At 37.8% G+C, this 20,031-nt stretch carries 19 protein-coding genes; 5 read left to right on the plus strand and 14 right to left on the minus strand.

From position 1 onward, the window contains the following. Window positions 1–40: 40 nt before the first annotated feature. The 3 genes from pyc to NSQ74_RS21680 are packed head-to-tail and all read right to left on the minus strand — an operon-like array spanning window position 41 to window position 5,010. Window positions 41–3,475, minus strand: coding sequence for a pyruvate carboxylase (pyc, locus tag NSQ74_RS21670; protein WP_340826033.1), 3,435 nt, complete (start codon window positions 3,473–3,475; stop codon window positions 41–43). Window positions 3,476–3,486: 11 nt separating this feature from the next. Next, on the minus strand, window positions 3,487–4,668 hold the full coding sequence (locus tag NSQ74_RS21675; RefSeq protein WP_340826034.1) for an FtsW/RodA/SpoVE family cell cycle protein: 1,182 nt from the start codon (window positions 4,666–4,668) through the stop codon (window positions 3,487–3,489). Window positions 4,669–4,728: 60 nt separating this feature from the next. Beyond that, window positions 4,729–5,010, minus strand: coding sequence for a YlaN family protein (locus NSQ74_RS21680; RefSeq protein WP_173477891.1), 282 nt, complete (start codon window positions 5,008–5,010; stop codon window positions 4,729–4,731). A 182-nt stretch (window positions 5,011–5,192) separates the two neighbouring features. On the opposite strand from NSQ74_RS21680, the gene NSQ74_RS21685 reads away from it, so the two are divergent. Both NSQ74_RS21685 and NSQ74_RS21690 read left to right on the plus strand, forming a co-directional pair. Continuing rightward, on the plus strand, window positions 5,193–5,693 hold the full coding sequence (locus tag NSQ74_RS21685) for a peptidyl-prolyl cis-trans isomerase (RefSeq protein WP_340826036.1): 501 nt from the start codon (window positions 5,193–5,195) through the stop codon (window positions 5,691–5,693). A 12-nt stretch (window positions 5,694–5,705) separates the two neighbouring features. Continuing rightward, window positions 5,706–5,909, plus strand: a complete 204-nt coding sequence (locus NSQ74_RS21690) for a YlaI family protein (RefSeq protein ID WP_173477893.1) — start codon at window positions 5,706–5,708, stop codon at window positions 5,907–5,909. Window positions 5,910–6,137: 228 nt separating this feature from the next. Here the strand turns inward: NSQ74_RS21690 and NSQ74_RS21695 are convergent, their stop codons facing one another. From NSQ74_RS21695 to typA, 5 genes are all read right to left on the minus strand, one after another. Then, a complete protein-coding gene (locus tag NSQ74_RS21695; RefSeq protein WP_340826037.1) occupies window positions 6,138–6,932 on the minus strand; it encodes an ABC transporter permease in 795 nt (264 codons plus the stop codon). Then, window positions 6,925–7,692 (minus strand): ABC transporter ATP-binding protein, encoded by a 768-nt coding sequence (locus NSQ74_RS21700; protein WP_340826038.1) that lies wholly within the window; start codon window positions 7,690–7,692, stop codon window positions 6,925–6,927. Before NSQ74_RS21700 ends, NSQ74_RS21695 begins: the two co-directional genes overlap by 8 nt. Next, window positions 7,693–8,685 (minus strand): ABC transporter substrate-binding protein, encoded by a 993-nt coding sequence (locus tag NSQ74_RS21705; protein WP_340826040.1) that lies wholly within the window; start codon window positions 8,683–8,685, stop codon window positions 7,693–7,695. A 285-nt stretch (window positions 8,686–8,970) separates the two neighbouring features. Further along, entirely contained in the window at window positions 8,971–9,369 is a 399-nt protein-coding gene (locus NSQ74_RS21710; protein ID WP_340826042.1) for a YlaH-like family protein, read from the minus strand. A 33-nt stretch (window positions 9,370–9,402) separates the two neighbouring features. Continuing rightward, window positions 9,403–11,244 carry a translational GTPase TypA gene (typA, locus tag NSQ74_RS21715; protein ID WP_340826044.1) on the minus strand — a complete coding sequence of 614 codons (1,842 nt, stop codon included), beginning with the start codon at window positions 11,242–11,244 and terminating at the stop codon, window positions 9,403–9,405. 143 nt (window positions 11,245–11,387) lie between these two features. On the opposite strand from typA, the gene NSQ74_RS21720 reads away from it, so the two are divergent. Beyond that, a complete protein-coding gene (locus tag NSQ74_RS21720; protein WP_340826045.1) occupies window positions 11,388–11,573 on the plus strand; it encodes a DUF5325 family protein in 186 nt (61 codons plus the stop codon). A 224-nt stretch (window positions 11,574–11,797) separates the two neighbouring features. Here the strand turns inward: NSQ74_RS21720 and NSQ74_RS21725 are convergent, their stop codons facing one another. Further along, window positions 11,798–12,991 carry an amidohydrolase gene (locus NSQ74_RS21725; protein WP_340826046.1) on the minus strand — a complete coding sequence of 398 codons (1,194 nt, stop codon included), beginning with the start codon at window positions 12,989–12,991 and terminating at the stop codon, window positions 11,798–11,800. A 13-nt stretch (window positions 12,992–13,004) separates the two neighbouring features. Next, a complete protein-coding gene (locus NSQ74_RS21730; protein ID WP_340826047.1) occupies window positions 13,005–14,531 on the minus strand; it encodes an AbgT family transporter in 1,527 nt (508 codons plus the stop codon). Between the two features lie 148 nt (window positions 14,532–14,679). Here NSQ74_RS21730 and NSQ74_RS21735 point away from each other — a divergent pair, with 148 nt between their 5' ends. Further along, window positions 14,680–15,978 carry a hypothetical protein gene (locus NSQ74_RS21735; RefSeq protein ID WP_340826048.1) on the plus strand — a complete coding sequence of 433 codons (1,299 nt, stop codon included), beginning with the start codon at window positions 14,680–14,682 and terminating at the stop codon, window positions 15,976–15,978. A gap of 56 nt (window positions 15,979–16,034) precedes the next feature. On the opposite strand, the gene NSQ74_RS21740 is transcribed toward NSQ74_RS21735, so the two are convergent. Beyond that, window positions 16,035–16,832, minus strand: a complete 798-nt coding sequence (locus NSQ74_RS21740) for an inositol monophosphatase family protein (protein WP_340826049.1) — start codon at window positions 16,830–16,832, stop codon at window positions 16,035–16,037. Between the two features lie 331 nt (window positions 16,833–17,163). Continuing rightward, window positions 17,164–17,361, minus strand: a complete 198-nt coding sequence (locus NSQ74_RS21745; protein ID WP_340826050.1) for a hypothetical protein — start codon at window positions 17,359–17,361, stop codon at window positions 17,164–17,166. A 123-nt stretch (window positions 17,362–17,484) separates the two neighbouring features. On the opposite strand from NSQ74_RS21745, the gene NSQ74_RS21750 reads away from it, so the two are divergent. After that, a complete protein-coding gene (locus NSQ74_RS21750) occupies window positions 17,485–18,111 on the plus strand; it encodes a YktB family protein (protein ID WP_340826052.1) in 627 nt (208 codons plus the stop codon). Between the two features lie 530 nt (window positions 18,112–18,641). Here NSQ74_RS21750 and NSQ74_RS21755 read toward each other — a convergent pair. Both NSQ74_RS21755 and NSQ74_RS21760 read right to left on the minus strand, forming a co-directional pair. Beyond that, window positions 18,642–18,929 carry a UPF0223 family protein gene (locus tag NSQ74_RS21755; RefSeq protein ID WP_340826054.1) on the minus strand — a complete coding sequence of 96 codons (288 nt, stop codon included), beginning with the start codon at window positions 18,927–18,929 and terminating at the stop codon, window positions 18,642–18,644. Window positions 18,930–18,950: 21 nt separating this feature from the next. Then, window positions 18,951–19,910: an NAD(P)H-dependent flavin oxidoreductase gene (locus NSQ74_RS21760; RefSeq protein ID WP_340826055.1), complete on the minus strand. Its 960-nt coding sequence runs from the start codon at window positions 19,908–19,910 to the stop codon at window positions 18,951–18,953. Window positions 19,911–20,031: the final 121 nt, after the last annotated feature.

Raw genomic sequence — 20,031 nt, forward strand, 5'->3', positions numbered from 1 at the left:
ATGCAATAGCAGCAAACTAATAACCTTCTTCTATCATTAATTATTCAATTTCAATTAATAAATCGCCTGTTGAAATGGCATCGCCCGCAATTGCATAGACCTCTTTCACTATACCGTCTTTTGGTGCTTGTACAGTTGTTTCCATTTTCATGGCTTCGGTAATTAACAAGTGGTCACCACGTTTTACTGGACTGCCCTTTGATACTACGACCTTCAGAACAGTACCTGGCATTGTCGCCCCGATTTGATTTGGATTGCTTGGGTCAGCCTTCAGTGCTATACTGCCATCCACTTCTACTGTCATATCTTGAATGACAAGCTCTCGTGATTGACCATTTAACTCGAAGTACATAACACGTGTACCATCATGCTGTGGCTCACCAATCGATACAAGTTTAATAATTAACGTTTTACCTTTTTCAATTTCTACTTCAATTTCTTCGCCTAGCTTTAATCCGTATAAGAACGTAGGTGTGTCTAAAACTGAAATATTCCCAAACGATTCTACAGTTTTAGCATACTCTTCAAATACTTTCGGGTACAGTGCATAGGCAAGTATGTCCTTCTTCGTAACAGGACGATTTAATTTGTCCGCCAATACTTCCTCTAGCTGTTCAAAGTTAACTGGCTGTAACAGCTCACCTGGACGAACAGTAATTGGCTCACGCTCTTTCAATACTACTTTTTGAAGCTCCTCAGGGAAGCCGCCGTGTGGTTGCCCTATATATCCTTGGAATAATTCGATAACTGAATCTGGGAAATCAATTGTTTGCCCTCTTGAAATAACCGTTTCTTCATTCAAATCATTTTGCACCATGAATAAAGCCATATCACCAACCACCTTCGATGATGGTGTTACTTTCACGATGTCTCCAAATAATAAGTTTACACGTGAGTACATACGTTTTACTTCATCCCAACGATCGCCAAGTCCAACAGCCTTAGCTTGCTGCTGTAAGTTACTGTACTGTCCACCTGGCATTTCATGGACATAAATTTCAGAATGCGGACTGATCATGCCGCTTTCGAAATCTTTATAGTATTTACGAACATCCTCCCAGTAATATGAAAGCTTTTCAAGCGATTCAATATCGGCACGAATTTCACGTTGGCTACCCTTCATCGCATAGTACAGTGAGTTTGCACTTGGCTGTGACGTTAAGCCTGCCATTGCGCCGAGTGCTGTATCTAAAATATCTACCCCTGCTTCAATCGCTTTTGCATATAAATAAATACCATTGCCACTTGTATCATGCGTGTGCAAATGAATAGGTAGGCTTGTCGCTTCTTTTAACTCCGAAATTAAGCGATATGCAGCTTCCGGCTTCAATAGCCCAGCCATATCCTTAATCGCTAAAATATGGGCTCCTGACGCCTCTAAAGACTTCGCCATATCTTTGTAGTACTGCACAGAGTATTTCGCACGTCCATCATCTAAAATATCTCCTGTGTAGCAAATCGCAGCTTCAGCAATTTTTCCTGCATCTCTTGCCGCATCAATCGCTACTTCCATACCTTTAATCCAGTTTAAGCTATCGAAAATTCGGAATACATCAATGCCAGATGCAGCTGACTCTGCGATAAACTCACGAATTAAATTATCTGGATAGTTTGTATAACCTACAGCGTTTGCCCCACGTAGCAACATTTGGAATAGTACATTTGGTATTTGCGCACGTAGCTTCGCTAAACGCTCCCATGGATCTTCTTTTAAAAAGCGGTATGCTACATCAAATGTTGCGCCTCCCCACATTTCTAGCGAGAAGAAGTTATGCATCATACGTGCTGTTTCATCTGCAATTTGGTACATATCTTGAGAACGTACACGTGTGGCCAGTAAGGATTGATGTGCATCACGGAACGTTGTATCCGTTAATAATACATCTTGCTGTTCTAAAATCCATTTTGTCAGCCCATCTGCACCATGTTCATCTAAAATTTGTTTTGTACCTGACAGTGGCTGTCCATTCAAGTCTACTAGTGGCTTAATAGGCTGAGCAAAAATTGGCTTCGCCTTATTTTCCACCCCTGGGAAACCATTTAACGTCACATTACCGATATAGCTTAGCAGTTTTGTTCCGCGGTCTTGGCGCACAGGGAAGTTAAACAATTCAGGCGTTGTATCGATAAAGCTTGTATCAAACGTGCCTTCTATAAAATTTTTATGTGTTACTACATTATTTAAAAACGGAATATTTGTTTTTACCCCTCGAATACGGAATTCTTTTAAGTTTCGGTCCATTTTCGCAGCGGCTTCTTTAAACGTCATACCGGAAGTTGAAATTTTTACGAGCAACGAATCATAGTACGGTGTTACAACGGCACCTTGGAAGCCATTACCCGCATCTAAACGAACGCCAAAACCACCACTTGAACGATATACCATTAACTTTCCTGTATCCGGCATAAAGTCATTAGCTGGGTCTTCTGTTGTAACACGCGATTGGATTGCATAACCAATCATCGGAATATCCGCTTGTTGTGGAATATGAATTTCCTCGCTATGCAAGCCGTAGCCCGCAGCTACTTTAATTTGAGCATGTACAATATCGATACCTGTAATCATTTCCGTAATAGTATGTTCTACTTGAATGCGAGGGTTAACCTCGATGAAATAGAAATCATCGCCTGCAACTAAAAATTCCACTGTCCCTGCATTTATGTACGAGACATTTTCCATTAGCTGAACCGCAGCATCACAAATTTTATTTCTTAAATTTTCTGAAATCGAATTCGATGGTGCAATTTCTACAACCTTCTGATGACGGCGTTGAATAGAGCAATCACGCTCATATAAATGCACAATATTGCCCATTTTATCGCCTATAATTTGAACTTCAATATGCTTTGGTCGGAGAATGCATTTTTCTACATAAACCTCGTCCGAACCAAAGGCTGCTTTTGCCTCTGATTTGGCACGTTCATAAGCAGACGCAACGTCATCCTTTGTTTGTACAACACGCATTCCACGTCCACCGCCACCTAAAGAGGCTTTAATCATAAGCGGATAACCATATTGTTCACCAAAAGCTTGTACTTCTTCTACAGAAGCAACTGGACCATCCGTACCTGGAATGACAGGGATATTTGCGTTAATAGCTTGTTCACGTGCTTTTACCTTATCACCAAACATATCTAAATGCTGCGAAGTTGGGCCAATGAATAAAATTCCTTCTTCCTCACAACGACGTGCAAAATCCACGTTTTCTGATAAAAAACCATACCCTGGATGAATCGCATCAACGCCTGCATCCTTAGCGATTGCAATGATGCCCTCAATATCTAAATACGCATCGATGGGCTTCTTGCCTGCCCCTACTAAATAAGCCTCATCTGCTTTAAAGCGATGGAATGCCCCACTGTCTTCACGTGAATATATAGCGACAGTGTTAATGTTGAGCTCCGTACACGCACGGAAAATTCGAATTGCAATTTCTCCCCGATTGGCTACAAGGATTTTGTTGATTGATTCCATAGGTATCCCCCTTATGTTTGTGATTTCTTTCTTTCTACCCTTTCGAACATGGAAACATTGACCAATATTCCCATAGCTAAAGATAGCAAAATTATAGATGTCCCGCCATAACTAATGAAAGGCAGCGTGACACCGGTTAACGGGATTAACCCGGTTACACCCCCAAGATTAATAAACGATTGCCAAGCTATCCAGCTAGCAATACCTGCCGCTATCATACGTGCTAGCGGATCTTTTGTTTGTAATGCGATAGAAAAACCTTTATATACTATAAATCCTAAACCACCTAAGACGATTAACACGCCCCATATACCAAGTTCCTCCATAACTATTGCCATAATAAAATCGGTTTGTGGTTCAGGTAGATACCCTAATTTTTGAATAGATTGACCGAGCCCTCGACCTTCTAAACCACCACCGCCAATTGCATAATAACTATTGACAACTTGGTGACCTACCCCGTTTTCATAATCAAACGGATTAAAATAAGACTCGATACGTCCTTTACGGTTCCCTTTTAATAGTTCGCCCTTAAAGAGCCAAAGCATACCAAGAATGGCTGCACCAAATGCACCTAATACGCCAAAAAACTTCCAAAACGTTTTAAAAGGAATACCACTTGCCGCTACAACGGATACTGCAATGCCACATAAAATAATGACAGCACCTAAATCTGTTTCAAATGCCACACCAGCAACAACAAGAATCCATAGGAAAATTGGATAAAAAATTTCTGTTGGTTGTAGCTTTTCAAATGTATATTTTTGGGATTTTCGATAAAATGCTGCAGCAAAATATAAAATTATAAATAGTTTCGCATATTCAGAAGGCTGAAAATTCCCGAATCCCGGTACATGAATCCAACTTTGAGATCCTACTTGCTCTGCACCATTACCCGCTACTTTTACCCATGTAAAGAGAACGATTAATACTATCGTAAGTAACAACATAATATTCTTATTTGCATAATGCTTATAAGGGAAAAATGCTGCTACCAAAAAACCTAAAGACGCGACAGCTAAATTAATTAGTTGTTTTTGATAAAAATAATCAGGTGCTTGTTCCTTTTGTACAATTGCAACCATCATACTCGAACTATAAATCATCACTAACCCAAATAAACTTAACAACAAGACAGTAAAAAATAATGGATAATCAAAATTTTGAGCATATCGTTTTAAGTATTGTTTCATTGGAAAACCTCGTTCTAGTAAAAAAACTCAAATCGCAAGCAGCGTTTGAGTTTTTTCTTTTTATTTGTCTGTATACGCGTCATGTAGTACAGAAAGTTCTTTCTCGAGTGAATCGAGAATTGCTTTGCCTTTATCGCGTTCAATAAGTCCAAGCTTCACAGCAAAGTCAATTTCACGTGAAAGGCCGAACATTTGTGTATCTAATACTTCTTCATATAAAGGGCATTGTGGCATCGTTAAATGATCCATTTGTACTCGAATGAGGCGAGCAATTTTATCTGCATCAGCTACTAAAAGCTCCAAAGCCTTCTCTTGAAAGGAAGTTTGTGATTTCGTATCCATGAGGACGCCCCCATTATCTGATATTTCTTCGATTCTATCTTAATAAAGTTTATCTTTTAGTCGATAAAAATGCAAGTGTCTTCGTAGGAAAATAAAGAATCCAAATTATATTTCTTTATTATCTCCTTGCATTAGCGTTATACTAATTCATGGATATACAAGATTTGAGGAGGATTTCTATTATGGAAACAATTATTCCTATCAAGGGTGCAGTTTCGTATCAGCTTACATTAGATCCAACTGTTTGGATTTTTGACGATCGTAAACTAGACTTAAATACGTACTTCCAAGCAAGAGAAGTAGAGGAAGATGCGGATACAAAATATATGCGTGAAGTCGGTGCTCACTGGTCACGCGAAATTATGGAAGGTGCTACTTTCCCACCAACTTTAAAATCAGAACGAAAATTCGATCGTAAAGGGATGGAAACAGGTACATTCGGTATCGAATTAAGTCATTTCTTGAAAAATGCTGAACTTAAACCAGAGGCGACAAAAATCGTCATTGAATGCAAAGACAGCGAAGAACATGCATTTACAATTGCAGAAGCACAGACATTAATTTTTAAATACAGCCAGGATGGCAAACCTTTATCCGAAGATGGCCCTGTCCATATATTATTTGGAGACGGTTCAAATGTTGACAACCCTATCAAAAATGTATTAGCCGTTCGTGCGGAATAGGGAGGGAATGCGATGCGCGTAAAATGTGTCATTTGCGATACTATTAACCAGTTAGATGATGATTTACCGTTAGCAAAAAAACTACGTAATCGCCCAATTCATACGTATATGTGCGACACATGCCACGATCGTATTAAAGAAAATACGGTGACGAGAATTGAAACGGGTAACTTCCGTTTTTATCGTACCTCACCACAAATGGATAAAGAATTTTAATAAGTGCCAGGCACTCAAACAATTCTGAATTCTTTGCCTGTACGGTATTTTAATAACAAGTAAAAATCCACTTAGACTCCTGCGGGAACGCACACTACGTAAGACGCAACAATCCGCGCACTGGCGACGGTTGCGGCTTACGCTGTGCCCGCGGAAAGCGCACGCCTGAAGTGGAAATCAACAGCACAAAACGCAAAACCTTATGAAAACAGGTTTTGCGTTTTTTAATTATCCATTATTTTTAATAATCACTTTTTCGATCAATTCGACAACTTGATACATGATTGTCGCAAAGAAAGCGATAATGAGCAGTGACATAAGGACAAGATTAAAGTTAAATACTTGGAAACCATAAATGATTAAATAGCCAAGTCCCTTTGAAGCAACTAAAAACTCACCGACAATAACACCTACCCACGATAATCCAACATTCACTTTTAAAGTCGAAATAATTGTTGGAAATGACGCGGGCAAAATAACCTCTTTGAAAGTTTGCCAACGAGTCGCTCCAAAAGTTTGCAATACTTTACTATAATTTGGGTCAACACCTTTAAAGGCGGTGTAAACTACAATTGTTGTAATAATGATTGAAATTAGTGCACCCATTGCTATAATCGAAAAATATCCTGGGCCAAGCGCTACAATTAAAATCGGTCCTAACGCTACTTTCGGCATTGCATTTAAAATAACTAGATATGGATCAAGTATTTTTGATAACATCGGAGACCACCATAGAAGAGTTGCAATCAAAGTCCCTAATAATGTACCTGCAATAAAGCCGATAACTGTTTCCATTAACGTCACACCAACATGTAATGTTAGCGTGCCGTCACTTACTTTTTCAATGAAGGTATGCCATACATTTGTGGGCGAGCTAAAGATTAAACGATCAATCCATTCAAGCCTTGATAGTAACTCCCACCCTCCAAAAAAGACGATCAAAATAATTATTTGATATAATCGAACAAAGCGTTTTTCCTTTTTTAGCAATTGTTGATACTGTTTAAACAATGTGTTATCCAAGGCTCTCCAGCTCCTTCCAAATCGTTTGGAATACTTCTGTATATGCTGGATGCTGCCTTACATCGAACGGGGATAGCTGTTGTAACGCAGAAGGTATTTCAAACACTTTGTGTAACGTACCAGGATTGGCTGAGAAGAGAAAAACTCGTTCACTCATCGCAATTGCCTCACCAATATCATGTGTGACAAGAATCGCGGTTTTTTGATAGGCCTTTAATGTTTCGACAACTAAGTCCTCAAGCTTTAATTTAGATTGATAATCAAGTGCTGAGAACGGCTCATCTAGCAGTAAAATTTTCGGATTAACTGCCAATGTCCTTGCTAGTGCAACGCGTTGACGCATTCCTCCTGACAATTCTCTCGGATAATAACTTCCGACATGAGGTAAACCAACTTCTTGTAAGAGCGCATTTGCAGTTACTTTATGCGTCTTTTTATCCCGCTGCATTATTTTCAAACCAATTGTGACGTTATCCTCAATCGTTTTCCACGGAAATAAATAATCCTGCTGAAGCATATAGCCAATAAGCGATTGATTGTGTGGTGCGATGATTTCCCCATCAATAAATACCTTGCCCTCTGTTGCAGGAAACAACCCAGCAATAATAGACAATAAAGTCGTTTTCCCACAGCCACTTGGCCCTATAAAGGAAACAAATTCACCTTCACGAATATTTAGGTTAATGTCACGTAAAACTTCCTTCGCCTGCGTACTGGAGTAATAACTATGGTGAATATGTTCTAGTTTTAAAAAATCCATTTACTCCGCAGCCTTTTTTGCAAACTTCGTATTTACAAGGTCTTCATATTTTACTCGTTGAGGAAGTTCACCTGCTTCCTCCATTATTGTTTGTAAATTATCCCACTCTTCTTCATCCAAAATCGGATCTGTTGCGTAGGAGCCTTGTGATTTATAGCGCTCTACTACTGTTTCAATTAAAGAAACGTCTACATTTTCAAAGTATGGTTGAATTATTTTTGCCACTTCTGCTGAACTTTTTTCCTGTACAAAATCTTGTGCTTTTTTCAGCGCATTTGTAAAACCTTGCACTGTTTTAGCATCATCCTTTAAATAACTACTTTTTGCCATGAAGGATGTATATGGTAAATGACCTGATTCTGTACCAAATGATGCAACAATATAGCCCTTACCTTCTTTTTCAAATACACTTGCTGTCGGTTCAAATAGCTGTACATAATCCCCAGTCCCAGAAGCAAAAGCTGTAGCAATATTCGCAAAATCAATATTTTGAATAAGTGTCAAATCTTTCGTAGGATCAATACTATGCTTTTTTAGGACAAATTCGCCAGCCATTTGTGGCATTCCACCTTTACGTTGCCCTAAAAATGTAGATCCTTTTAAATCATCCCATGAAAAATTCTCCATCTTTTCACGTGCTACTAAAAATGTGCCATCTGTCTGTGTTAATTGCGCAAAATTTTGAATCGGATCATTGGCACCTTGAGCAGTGACATAAATAGATGTCTCAGATCCAACCAAAGCAATATCAATACCATCAGATAGTAACGCTGTCATCGTTTTATCGCCACCAGCAATAGTTTGTAGCTCTACGGAAAGGCCTTCTTCTTCAAAGTACCCTTTTTCAAGCGCTACATATTGCGGCGCATAGAAAATCGAGCGCGTCACTTCTCCGACTTTTACTTTTTCTAGCTCAGCTTTATTACACGCTGCCAACGAAAGGAGCAACAAAGCAATACCACTAAATAACAAACCTTTTTTAAGCCAACGCATTCCATTTCCTCCTTGATTTGATAAATAGCCTATCGAGACTAACTTATTCACATACAAAGATTTCGGTGCCTACCATATTTAATAAAAATATAATGGAAAATAAACCCTTTTCGAATGCGCTATAATGAAGAATCTATTCAAACACGCATATTTGTCCAAATCGTTTTCTGCCCTTTATTTGAAACTAGCAAACAACAATCGAACTATTTTATTAACGATAGAAAAAGAAAACAGCCTTAGCAAATAAATGCTAAGACTGTTTACGGTAAAGGAGCCAAGCTACTCTCATTGATTGGCAGCTTGTTGCTCTTCTCTTTTTTCTCGCCACATACGTGTTTTGTATACAATTAAAATTAACGCCGCTACGATGAGGCCTTCAATCATAGGTAGGAATAACGCGAAAAATGTCAACATAATACATCCCAAAAATAGGAACACATAAATGACAATATTTTGAGATAGCTTTAACTTTTTTGCAAAGCCTAATTTATAGACTATTGCAGAAAGTGCAAACACTAGAAGGAATACAACATAGCCTGCAACTTCATAGCTCGGTAAATTTTCATATAAAAATCTTGTTATACCAGCCATTCTTTCATAAACCTTTGTTGTTTCCTCCGCATTTACAGGTGTAGCAACTTGAATAACATTTAGTTCACCCAATAAAGCGGACTTTATATCCAAGACTCCTCTTCCTTTCATTTCAGCGGAAAATTATTATTCAGCGTTTTTTAATTTTTTCGCTGCTTTCTCACGTTCGTTTTTATCTAGAATTTTTTTACGAAGGCGAATAGATTCTGGTGTGATTTCTAAGTACTCATCATCACCTAAGTATTCAAGAGCTTCTTCTAGAGATAAAATACGTGGTTTTTTAATAACATTCGTTTGGTCTTTATTTGCTGAACGGATGTTTGTTTTTTGTTTCATTTTTGTAATATTTACAGTGATATCAGCGTCACGAGTATTTTCTCCAACAATCATACCTTCGTAAATATCTGTACCTGGCTCTAAGAACAGTGTACCACGGTCTTCAATTTGCATCATACCATAAGTTGTTGATTTACCAGTTTCCATTGAAACGAGTACGCCTTGGTGACGACCACCAATTTTTCCTGGTAATAATGGTTGGTAGCAATCAAACGTATGGTTGATAATACCGAAACCTTTTGTCATCGACATAAATTCAGTTGTATAACCGATTAATCCACGAGCTGGTACTAAGAACGTTAAACGAACTTGACCACTGCCGTTGTTAACCATATCAAGCATTTCACCTTTACGTGTACCAATAGATTCAATAATAGAACCAACATTTTCTTCAGGTACATCGATTTGAACGCGTTCGAATGGTTCACATTTCACACCATCGATTTCACGCACGATTACTTGAGGTTTTGATACTTGTAATTCGAAACCTTCACGACGCATGTTTTCAATCAGGATAGATAAGTGAAGCTCACCACGACCTGAAACTGTCCAAGCATCTGGAGAATCCGTATCTTCAACGCGTAAAGAAACGTCCGTTTGTAATTGAGCACGTAAACGCTCTTCTACTTTACGAGAAGTAACCCATTTCCCTTCACGACCTGCAAATGGAGAATTGTTTACTAAGAAAGTCATTTGTAAAGTTGGCTCATCGATACGTAAAGGCGTAAGCGCTTCTTGGTGTTCAACTGGACAAACTGTTTCACCTACGTTGATATCTTCCATACCTGAAACGGCGATTAAGTCACCAGCTTTTGCTGTCTCTACTTCTTCACGTTTTAAACCGAAGAAACCAAAGATTTTTGTTACACGGAAGTTTTTCACTGTACCGTCTAATTTCATCAGTGCAACTTGTTGACCTACAGAAATTGTACCGCGGAATACACGGCCAATACCGATACGTCCAACGAAGTCATTATAGTCAAGTAAAGCTACTTGGAATTGTAATGGGTCTTCTGAGTTATCAACTGGTGCTGGAATCGCCTCAATGATTTTTTCAAATAGACATTTCATATTTTCTTCTTGTTTAGATGGATCAGCGTCTAACGAAGCTGTACCATTTACACCTGAAGCATAAACAACTGGGAAGTCTAATTGATCGTCATCTGCACCTAGCTCGATGAATAATTCAAGCACTTCATCTACTACTTCTAGTGGACGAGCAGAATCTTTGTCTACTTTGTTAACTACAACGATTGGTGTTAAACGTTGTTCTAATGCTTTTTTAAGTACGAAACGTGTTTGTGGCATACAACCCTCATACGCATCGACAACTAGTAAAACGCCGTCTACCATTTTTAAAATACGTTCTACCTCACCACCGAAGTCAGCGTGTCCAGGCGTATCAAGGATGTTGATACGAGTTCCTTCATAGTTTACTGCTGTATTTTTAGCTAAAATCGTAATACCGCGTTCACGTTCAATATCATTAGAGTCCATTGCACGTTCTTCAACACGTTCGTTTGAACGGAATGTACCTGATTGTTTTAATAATTGGTCGACTAAAGTAGTTTTACCATGGTCAACGTGGGCGATAATTGCGATATTGCGAAGATCTTGACGTAAGTTTGTCATTATTCCACTCCATATTCTTTTTTCGAATGTTTAACTGTGATATTATAGCACAAGAAGGATGTAAATGTCCTTATTAGAATTTCTATCATTCTAAAAAAATATTTTCAATCACAAATTTATTATAAATTAGGGGGCGCTCGATTATGAATCGTGGAAAAATCGTAATGGCCATTTATGCACTAGCAGCTGTACTAGCAATGTGTTCTATCGGGTATTCAGTAGCAGCAAGTAATACATTTGGTGTAATAGCAGGCATTGTCGCTACTTGTGTCATTTTCATGACAGCATTTAAAATGAAGCGTAAACTGCGAGAACAAGGCTTACTTTAATGTTAGTATTCGCTTACTAACAACATTTATGTGTCCAAAATGACACATTATCACAGTAGGAGCTGTACTTTATTGGGCAACTCCTTCCATACTGTAGAAAACACGAGTCATTGTCCATTGTAGACAATGACTCGTGTTTGTTTATAATTCCTATTGCTCAAAAATATTATTTAACGCTTTGCAACTATCTCCTCAGCATTCAATCAAACAAGTGACACTTTTCTTTAATGGTCTTTTGCTAGGTAATCTAAAGTTGCTTGGCCTAAAACATTTGCTGCAATGCGCAATGAGCGTTCATCAATATCGAATTTTGGATGATGGTGGGGATATACTTCCTCCCATTCTGGATTTTTTGCTCCCGTAAAGAAAAATGCCCCTGGAATTTCCTCTATATAGTATGCAAAATCCTCACCACCCATAGTTGGATCTACAAATTCAACCGCCGTCACATCTGTTACTTTTCTTGCAGATGCCATTACATGTTCTGTTTCTATAGCATGATTAACAACTGGTGGGTAACCACGACGATACTCATATTCATAGTCCGCCTTTGTTAAATAACATGTTGCCTTTAATAGCTCCTCAATTTCACGTTCTAGTAAATCGCGCTCCTCCTCATGGAAAGTACGTACAGTTCCTTTCATGTAGACTTGGTCTGCAATTACATTAAAAGGATTTAATGCCTCAATATGACCTACCGATACTACCGCCGGACGCAATGGATTTATACGACGAGACACAAGCTGTTGTAAGTTTGTAATAAATTGCGCTGCAAGCAAGATTGAATCCTTCGTATCGCTCGGGTTTGAGCCATGACCACCCTTTCCTTTAATCTTAATGTAGATACCATCAGCCGCAGCCATAAATGGGCCGATTGCTGTCTGCACCCTTCCAAGTTCTGTTGGTGCCCATAAATGTGTACCAAAAATAACATCCACACCTTCTAAACAACCATCCGCAATCATTGATTTCGCTCCACCTGGTGCAAGTTCCTCTGCATGTTGATGAATAAACACAATTGTTCCAGCTAAGTTGTCTTTCATTTGATTAAATGCCTTCGCTAAAATTAATAATGAAGCTGTATGTCCATCATGTCCACAAGCATGCATACGCCCTTTAATTTTTGATTGGAAAGGCAAAGCTGTTTCTTCTGTAATAGCTAAAGCGTCGAAATCTGCACGTAATGCTACTGTTTTTCCTGGCTTACCGCCTACTAATTTCGCCACAACACCATTGCCACCAACACCTTCGCGTACGTCATGTCCTAATGCGCGATGAAATGCCGCAATAGTTTTCGGTGTTTCAACTTCTTCAAACGAAAGTTCAGGATTTTCATGGAAATGACGACGAAGCTGTATCATTTCCTCTTCATATTGTTTTAATAAATCAATTAGTTGCTCTTGCTGTAAAACTGTCATAGATTAACACTCCTTATTTTAAGTATATATAATCTCCAGGTCCAAGTGGTAAACCAAGTAAGAACCAAATGGCAAACAGTAGAATCCATCCGATTGCAAAGAACACAGAAAACGGTAGTAACGCTGAAATGAGTGTACCAATTCCGATATTTTTATCGTAGCGCTTGGCAAATGAGAGCAAAATGGCGAAATACGGTAGCATCGGTGTAATTGGGTTTGTAATTGAGTCCCCTACACGATATGCCATCTGCGTTACAGCCGGGGAATAGCCTAAGTATAGGAACATTGGTACGAAAATTGGTGCAAGTAATGCCCATTTTGCAGATGCACTGGCGATTAATAAGTTAACGAACGCACAAATTAATACAAATCCTATCATCATCGGTAAACCTGTAAAATTTAATGCTTGTAAAAGTTCTGCACCTTTAATAGCTAATATGGCACCGATATTACTCCAGTTGAAAAAGGCAATCATTTGTGAAGCAGCAAATGCTAAGACAATAAATGGAGCCATATCAGAAATTGATTTAAAGATTTTCTCAGCAACTTCCTTGTCATTTTTCACTTCTTTTGCCGCAATACCATAGGCAAGACCAGGTAAAAGGAAGAAAAATAACATAATCGGTACAATGCCTGACATGAACGGTGAATTTAAAAAGCCACCTGTTTCAGGATCGCGTAAAAGACCGTTCGACGGAATGACCGTAAATGCAATTACTACAATATAAATGACTGTAACAATACCTGCCCATAATAAACCACGTTTTTCTAAAGCGGTTAGTGGCTCTAACTTTTCAACCTTGCCTTCAAATATGCCAAAGCGAGGCTCTGTAAACTTTTTCGCAACCCATGTACCAATGACGATTAATAAAAACGTCGAAGCAATTAAAAAGTAATAGTTCATTGTTGCTCGTCCAGTATATTCTGGGTCTGCAATATGCGCTGCGGATTCAGTAATTCCTAGTAATAATACATCTAGTGAACTAATTAAAATATTGGCACTAAAGCCCCCAGCTACGGCTGCATATGTAATAATTAAACCTGCAAGTGGATTTCGGCCAATGCTCATAAAAATCATTGCTGCAATTGGCGGTAAAATGATGAATGCTGCATCAGCAGCTAGATTACCAACTAAACCTGTGAAAATAATAAATGGCACAATTAATTTTGTAGGAGCTGACATTACAAGCTTTTTCATAACAGCTGAAATAAGTCCTGTTTGCTCTGCTAAACCAATACCAATCATTGTTACGATTACTAATCCCAAAGGAGCAAAACCTGTAAATGTCGATACCATTTGCGTTAAAATTAATATAAGACCTTCTTGACTCAACAGATTTTTTACTTGTATGACATTTTCAGTGCCAGGTTGAACCGCTGAAATACCAAAAATGGATAATATCCATGATAAAACAAGCACAATACCTGCTAAAATAATAAATAGCGTAATTGGATCAGGCAATTTATTACCTGCCCTTTCAATGTTATCTAGCAGTTTATCAATCCAAGATTTCTTTAGAGTGTCTGATTTTTTTTGCATAAATCCCTCTCCTTCTATTTTTAAAATTCGACTTATGCTATTCAATCTAACACTATTTTAAGACATTGATAGCATGTGTCCTTAATACAAAGAAACCATATTTTTAGAATATTTTCAATATTTAATTTAAAATTAAGGAGATAATACTATGTATAAAATTAATGTTTTCACTGCTAAATTATCCCTCTCATGGGTACAGCAACTTGAAAAAATTAAACCATCTTTTTGCGAATTCCATTACCATTCCTACACAGATTATGAACATTTATATACACTGATAGAGCAACATTTAACAGCTGGAGACGGTGCACTTTTTAGCGGGCAAATTCCATACTTTTTTACACAAACAAATTTTCCAAACATGGGTATACCTATGCTCTATTTTGATATTTCAGAACGTGATTTTTACCGTGCTTTAACAGAGTTATTTTATGAGAATAAAATTGCTATGAATCGAATTGCCATTGATTTTTGTTATGAGGAAAACGACTATCTCGGCATTCATGAATGGTCAATGGGAAGACAGCCTTATCTTTTTAGTCAAACTATGAATGAGTACGCAAGCAACGATATTATAGATAAAGTTGGGAACTGGCATATTCAGTTACATCGCGACAATAAAGTAGATTTAAGTTTTACTCGTATTGCTGAGATGCGGGAGCGATTGGCACACCAAAATATACCGTTTATCGCTTTTCATCCATCACTCCATGCCATGCAATTAACATTGGATCAGTTGGTAAATCAGCTACACCTTCGCCAACTTGAGCAAAATAAAGTAGTCGTTGTACATATTTTAATTCCGATAGATAAATCCAATATAGATGAATTGGAGTATCGGCAAATTGCTTTATACAAAGCCATTTTAGATTTTAAGCAACTGTATGACAGCACCTTTATAGTGCATCGGGAAGCTTCTTATATCGCCATCATCACAACCTATAAGCAATTTTTAATGACAACCAATGATTATACACGTTGTCAACTCGTAGATTTTTTAGATGAAAAATTACTATTTCCTGTAAAAATAGGATGGGGTATTGGTAACTCTCTAATCGAAAGTCAGAATTTCGCAAAAAAGGCTGCAACACTCTGTTCTTCAAAGGAAACACAGGGCTATATTATTGAAAATGCAAAAGAAATTGGTCCGTTACTATACGGAGCTTTATTGCAGTTTGATAATGAAAAACAGCAGTGCTTAAAAAAATTAAGCGCTGCCCATGATATCCCTTTATTGCAATTGCAAAAAATCGAGGCTGTTATGGAAAAATTAGCAACAACTATCGTCAACGGGGAACTGTTAAGCACACATTTAGGCATCACTGTGCGCTCTGCAAACCGCATTTTAAAACAACTCCATGAAAAGAATTTAGCGGTCGAATTACCAAGTCTTACTTCAACTACACGGGGACGTCCAAAAAAATACTATCAACTCAATTTATATTAGCTTTTACATAAAAAACTGTTTAGGAAAATATTCCTAAACAGTTTTTTATGTAAAAGCTATACATCATAAGGCACAATATATTTTCCTAATAATTCTTGATGAATGGCAGGGTTAGCAATAATAAATGTATCCTGATGCAGGAAATCAAAGCCTTCCCCATGTAAATTTGTTGTGATAGCTCCAACTTCTTGTGCAATGATTATTCCTCCAGCGATGTCCCAAGGAGATAGTCGCATCGACACATAGGCATCTAGTTTCCCACTGACAACAAAGGCAATTTCCATTGCAGCGGAGCCATAAGAACGCGTACCTCGCACTTTTCGAACTAATTCTATTACTTTTTCATGATGTATATGTCGATTTGGTGCTACCCAATGTGCATTAATGCCAATAACAGATTCTTCAATTTTCACAGGCTGTAATTTGCGCAGCGGTGATGCATTATACCAAGCACCTTCTCCAGCAACTGCATTGAATAAGTCTTCACGCATTACGTCATATATGTAACCAAGTTTCCCTACACCATCAATAAATATGCCAATAGAAATCATAAAGTGACGATGTTGCTTTACAAAATTCATTGTTCCATCAATCGGATCAATAATCCATACAACACCATCTAACGATTCGACTTTTTCTCCCATTCCCTCTTCGCCTAAAATTTTATGGGTAGGGTCAAAAGATTTAATTTTTTCAATAAAAAATAATTCTGTTTCTCGGTCTATATTTGTAACAAGGTCATTCGCATTCGATTTTGTCTCGATCACTAAATTATATGAAAATGCATTACGAATACGTTTAGCTGCTTCAACAATGATACTTTTCGCGTATTGATCGATTTGCTTTAAATCCATAAAAACCCACCCCTCGAATATAGAAAACATTCACGCTCTTGCACAACGTATTTTGCTAGTCCTTACCATTCGAGCGACATAGCTACTGTACGCTACACAATACATACATTAACCCGTTTCTAGTCATCAAAATAGTATACCCATTAACAGAAAGCGTGAGTTATGTATTATATTACACCTTTCAGACCATTTAATGTGCAATGTCACGCACTAAAAAATGAAAACAATAAATTCTATTATGATATATTGTCTATTTTAACCTTTATAACAACAAAAATCACCTGCTGTCAGAATATTCAGCAAGTGATTTTATATGGGGGTTAATTTTTTTTTACGCATAGGCGTGCAAACTTTCCAGCTCCATCTGTATTTCGACTAGTCGCTTTTTACTTTTCGCTATTTCACCCTCATCTTTCTCATTCATCGCTGAAAATAGTGAGGCTAATTCATAATCAATTTCTAATTGTAGAATGCGTTCATATTGCTTTTCAATGTCAACTTTACGTATAATTTTTACGACTTGTTTCATAAAAGTCACTTCCCTTTTTTATTTTTTTACAAAACCTTATACTATTCGATAAAGTTCTTGTTATAAGATTTTTTCCCATTTTTTTAATAAAATAAACCTTATAATCGAAAGGAGTTACTAAAAATGTCTACCTTAAAATGGACTAATAAAGACTTTAATGTTTTTCAAATAAACGGTTTAGAACAACGGATGGATGCTTTAGAATCCTGTGTACGACCAAAATTCAATAAACTAGGAGAAAACTTCTCCGCCTTCTTTTCCAGCCACCTAGGGGAAGAATTTTATCCCCATGTAGCAAAACACGCCCGCAGAACGGTTAATCCACCAAATGACAGTTGGGTTGCATTCGCTCCTTATAAAAGAGGTTATAAAGCGTTGCCTCACTTTCAGATTGGTCTTTGGAGCACACATTTATTCATCGTCTTGGCTATTATTTATGAAGCACCGCAAAAAAATTTAATGGCAGAGCGTTTGCTAGCCAACAAAACCTTGTTACAACAGCTTCCGGATGAATTTATTGTTTCTGGGGATCATATGTCGCCTGCTGCGATTTCCTTACAAGACGCTAAAGAAGAACAATTAGAAGAATTGCTTATACGTCTACGTGATGTTAAAAAAGGGGAATTTTTAGTTGGACGTCATATTCCAAAAGAAGAAGCGATAAAAATGTCTGTTAAACAGTTCCAACAACTGACAGAAGAAACATTCCAAACATTACTTCCTATTTATAAAATTATTCAAGGAAAATAATTTGTCGAGTCTCATCATAAAAATGTGGAATAAAAATCTTACTTGAACAAGTATAATCGAAAGATTGTGAAACCCGAATTTTATAAGGTTTTACACATATGGACGAGGTCTTAATGTAGGTCTTTTGAGGAAATGCTCAGCACAGCTTAAGATGTATTGACGATGCATATTGAGGGTATGATAATTTTTATATCATTTGACATTAGTTCTATCGCATTGAGCGTGTGGACGAGGTATTGAACGATCGTCCGTGAACATTTTGTTACAGAAATCGATATTGCTGTAGTTTATGCAAATTTTCATTAATTAACACAATATTTCACATAGTGATTTAATAAAATTTCAAATAAAAATGCTATAAGAAATCCGCTTCGCTTTTCGTAGGCACAGGCTAAGCAGAGTTTTTGCATAGTTAGTTGTATTATCGTTAATAACGGTTCCTACAGAAAGCTTTGCGGGTTTTTTCTTAACTAAAAAGGCATGCTAGGAAATATCCTAGCACACCATTCTCACTTTTGGCCGCGACGATTTTAACGTCGTTGCTTTGGAACTACTTTAATTAACGTTCCATCAGCTGCCTCTTTTGCTTGTTTCACAACTGGATAGCTTACATAGCCACTTGCTTCTTCAAATTCTCGGAAAATTGTTTTTTCCTCAGCTTGTGAAGGAACAATTTCTTTAAAGCGACGATATTTTGCCATCATCACTTCACGTTTAATGCCCTTTTCATAAGCAAGCTCGATGCCTTCAAAAAATTTAACAACATCAACAATCTCTTCAGTCGACCAATCAATTGAAAACGGATAAGAATATTCCATTTGGACTTTACCACCTTTACATTACTGTCCCCATTTTACCCGGATACTTTCCGCTTCTGCAACCATTCGTGTAATGAGCTCGTCCACTGTTGGAATATCTTGAATCATTCCTGTAACTTGTCCTGCCCAACCAATGCCTGCATCCTTTTCTCCATCATAAATAAAACGCTTATTAGCACTCCCACTAATATAATCTTTCAATGCTTCATAAGTAGGTGTCTCACGCTCTATTTCTAAAATTTTCTCTGTGAAATTACTGCGTAACGCTCTTGCTGGTGCCCCAATAGAACGCTTAATAACAGTTGTATCTGCCTCTGAACTAATGAGTAACGCCTCTTTATATGCTTGTGATGCATCTACACATTCCTTTGTAGCAATAAAGCGTGTCCCCATTTCAATGCCTTCTGCACCGAGTGCATGTGCTGCCATCCAGCCACGACCGTCACCAATACCACCAGACGCAATCACAGGAATTTTCACACTATCTACAACTTGTGGTACAAGCACCATAGTCCCGACATCGTCACGACCAAGATGTCCACCACCTTCTTGTCCCACTACCATTACTGCATCTGCACCTAGCTCTTCCGCTTTCTGAGCTTGTCTACGAGCTGCAACAAGTACAAGTTTTTTTATATTTGTTCCTTCAAGTAAATCAAATATCGGAGCTGGATTTCCACCTGTCATTGTGACAACGGGTACATTTTCTTCAACAGCTACTCGCACCATATCCTCATAGCCTGTGCCATGCATTCCGATAGCAAAATTCACTCCAAATGGATTATCAGTTAATGTTCTTACTTTATGGATTTCTGCACGCAATAAGTCTGGATCTCGTAAGCTCATAGCAGTTATTTGCCCTAGACCGCCAGCATTCGACACCGCGGCTGCTAAATCTGCATAAGCTAAATAAGCTAATCCCCCTTGAATAATTGGATATTTTATTTTTAAAAGTTCGGTGATACGTGTCTCCCAATTCATCGAATCTCTCCTTTCGTACCATACTAACTTCTCGTAATCATGAAAAAATCCCTTTATTTTTTTAATTAAAGTCTATTTTTTCATGTCGTTAGGTGCTATAATTCATTTGTTTTCTTAGATA

Origin of the sequence: Lysinibacillus sp. FSL W8-0992 (genome assembly GCF_038008685.1) — a bacterium.
In the GTDB taxonomy this organism is placed as follows: Bacteria; Bacillota; Bacilli; order Bacillales_A; family Planococcaceae; genus Lysinibacillus.

What these genes read in the sequence shown, in the direction of transcription:
- NSQ74_RS21675 (WP_340826034.1), bottom strand. Translation starts at nt 4,668, where the DNA reads ATGAAACAATACTTAAAACGATATGCTCAAAATTTTGATTATCCATTA.
- NSQ74_RS21740 (WP_340826049.1), bottom strand. Translation starts at nt 16,832, where the DNA reads ATGGATTTAAAGCAAATCGATCAATACGCGAAAAGTATCATTGTTGAA.
- NSQ74_RS21755 (WP_340826054.1), bottom strand. Translation starts at nt 18,929, where the DNA reads ATGGAATATTCTTATCCGTTTTCAATTGATTGGTCGACTGAAGAGATT.
- typA (WP_340826044.1), bottom strand. Translation starts at nt 11,244, where the DNA reads ATGACAAACTTACGTCAAGATCTTCGCAATATCGCAATTATCGCCCAC.
- NSQ74_RS21705 (WP_340826040.1), bottom strand. Translation starts at nt 8,685, where the DNA reads ATGCGTTGGCTTAAAAAAGGTTTGTTATTTAGTGGTATTGCTTTGTTG.
- NSQ74_RS21680 (WP_173477891.1), bottom strand. Translation starts at nt 5,010, where the DNA reads ATGGATACGAAATCACAAACTTCCTTTCAAGAGAAGGCTTTGGAGCTT.
- pyc (WP_340826033.1), bottom strand. Translation starts at nt 3,475, where the DNA reads ATGGAATCAATCAACAAAATCCTTGTAGCCAATCGGGGAGAAATTGCA.
- NSQ74_RS21750 (WP_340826052.1), top strand. Translation starts at nt 17,485, where the DNA reads ATGTCTACCTTAAAATGGACTAATAAAGACTTTAATGTTTTTCAAATA.
- NSQ74_RS21690 (WP_173477893.1), top strand. Translation starts at nt 5,706, where the DNA reads ATGCGCGTAAAATGTGTCATTTGCGATACTATTAACCAGTTAGATGAT.
- NSQ74_RS21735 (WP_340826048.1), top strand. Translation starts at nt 14,680, where the DNA reads ATGTATAAAATTAATGTTTTCACTGCTAAATTATCCCTCTCATGGGTA.
- NSQ74_RS21760 (WP_340826055.1), bottom strand. Translation starts at nt 19,910, where the DNA reads ATGAATTGGGAGACACGTATCACCGAACTTTTAAAAATAAAATATCCA.
- NSQ74_RS21720 (WP_340826045.1), top strand. Translation starts at nt 11,388, where the DNA reads ATGAATCGTGGAAAAATCGTAATGGCCATTTATGCACTAGCAGCTGTA.
- NSQ74_RS21700 (WP_340826038.1), bottom strand. Translation starts at nt 7,692, where the DNA reads ATGGATTTTTTAAAACTAGAACATATTCACCATAGTTATTACTCCAGT.
- NSQ74_RS21685 (WP_340826036.1), top strand. Translation starts at nt 5,193, where the DNA reads ATGGAAACAATTATTCCTATCAAGGGTGCAGTTTCGTATCAGCTTACA.
- NSQ74_RS21730 (WP_340826047.1), bottom strand. Translation starts at nt 14,531, where the DNA reads ATGCAAAAAAAATCAGACACTCTAAAGAAATCTTGGATTGATAAACTG.
- NSQ74_RS21745 (WP_340826050.1), bottom strand. Translation starts at nt 17,361, where the DNA reads ATGAAACAAGTCGTAAAAATTATACGTAAAGTTGACATTGAAAAGCAA.
- NSQ74_RS21725 (WP_340826046.1), bottom strand. Translation starts at nt 12,991, where the DNA reads ATGACAGTTTTACAGCAAGAGCAACTAATTGATTTATTAAAACAATAT.